1 pseudogene is annotated in these 1,891 nt (G+C 75.4%); it reads right to left on the bottom strand.

Features of this window, described 5'->3' with window-relative positions:
• Window positions 1-1,828 (bottom strand): annotated as a pseudogene (locus tag FGF04_RS39020) (hypothetical protein); the annotation flags it as partial.
• Window positions 1,829-1,891 lie beyond the last annotated feature (63 nt).

Genomic DNA, 1,891 nt, shown 5'->3' with positions numbered 1-1,891 from the left:
CGGCGCCGACCTGCCAGGCGGCGGCCTCACGGCGGCCGTCCGCCAGTGTCCCGGCGACCAGCCCGCCGAACACCGCTCCGGCCAGCGTCACCACCAGGACCAGCAGGGCGAGGGCCCGGGCGGGTGCCTCCTGCGCGGCCCGGGAGAGCGCGACGAGGGCCACGACACCGCGCCGCCGGGCGGACCAGCGCGCCAGGACCCGTAGGGGCGGCGGGTAGCAGCGCACCAGCACCACGACGGTGGCCAGCCCCAGCAGCGCGGGCACGGCGGCGAGCAGCGGATCGGGTCMGGCACCGGCGGCCGTGCCCCGGGTCCGCAGCGCGAACACACCGGCCGCCGCGAGCAGCAGCACCCCCGCCTCGGCGACGAGACGGCGGCCCGACGCGTACGGCACCGGAGGACCGTGTCCGGCGCGGACGGCACTGGCAGCGTTGCCGGCGCTGACGGCGCGCTCCCGCAGGGCGTACCAGGTGAGGGCGGGCAGCGGAAGCCAGACGAGTACGGCGACCAGCAGCCCGTACCGGTACGCGGGTGGGCTGTCCGGGAGCGAGCGGGCGGCGGCGAGGCCCGTAGCGAGTCCGAGCAGCGCGGCCGGTGCGGTCTGTGCCGCCCTCGTCAGCGCGAGTCCGGTCGCGGAGGCGCCACGGGCGCGCTGCAGCCGGTGGGCGTCGAGGCCGCGGCGCACCGCGAGCAGTGCGGTGACCGCGGCGGTGAGCAGGCCGACGACGAGCAGGGAGGCCAGCGCGAAGGAGATCACGACGCGGCCCTGGCGCCACTGGCGGCCGAAGTCGGTGAGCACGGTGGGTAGATGTGTGCTGTCCCGCAGGGTGGAGGACGAGTGCGGGCCGATCTGGCAGTACATGCCTCCGTAGTCGGCGATGTCACCACAGAAGACGCTCCGTGCGTCGTCCGGATAGGCGGCGAGCAGGCGTTGCAGCTCGCGCTGTCCCTGCTCGTCGGCGAACCGTGCGGCGGTACGGGTGCCGAGGTCCAGGCGCATGCTCCACGTGGCGGTGAGCAGGGCGTCGGCCTGCCTCTGGAGGGTGGTGACGGTGCGGGGCGCGACGAGGGCGCGGGCCTCCCAGTCGAGTCCGGACGCGCTGCGCGGCGGATGCCGTGAGGGGCGGGTCAGCAGCGGGTGCTCACGCAGCAGCCGGTCGCTGCCGGCGCCCTCGATGCCGCCGGTGCCATCGGTGCCGCCGGTGCCATCGGTGCCGCCGGTGCCATCGGTGCCATCGGTGCCATCGGTGCCATCGGTGCCATCGGCCGCCCTGTAGACGCCGACGACGACGGCCGTGGCCTCGACGTCTTGCAACGCCCCCGGCGTGAGGGTGAGTTGCTGGCCGAGCCGCAGTTTCAGCGTGTCGCGGGTGCGGGTGGAGACGGCGATCTCAAGAACGTCGCTGTCCGGGTCGGGCGGCCGCCCCTCGGCGTAGGAGCCGCGGCCCGGCGCGTCGGAGGCGTACATCAGGCCGAGTCCCACGTTCCCGGCGGCCGTCCTGGTGTCGAGGAGCGGCAGGTCGATCCGGGTGGAGTCGTGTACGAGGCCGCCCTCCAGGGCGTCGGGCGCCGCGTTCCGGATGACCTCGGTGACCGCGAGCAGATCCTTGGCCAGGTCGCTCCCCCACGCTTCGGAGACCTGCTCGCTCACCGGCTCGAACTGCGCACCGAACAGGATGCCGGGTTCCGCCCGCTGCTCCTGTGCCAGCCGGGCGGTGAGTGCGCGTCCGGCGAGCCGGTCGAGGAGGCCCGGGCCCGCGGCGGCGATCCCGGTGAGCAGCGCCACCAGTACGGCGAGGCACACCAGCAGGGGGAGGTCGGCGCGCACCTCGCGCAGGACGACGGGGCGAAGCCCTCGCGAGGCGTGCTCCGCCGGACCGCCTTCACCCCC

The organism is Streptomyces apricus (genome assembly GCF_008369065.1).
GTDB classification, from domain to species: Bacteria; Actinomycetota; Actinomycetes; order Streptomycetales; family Streptomycetaceae; genus Streptomyces; species Streptomyces apricus.
Note: the sequence above shows the minus strand (reverse complement) of the source record. Positions and strands in the feature narration are given on the sequence as shown.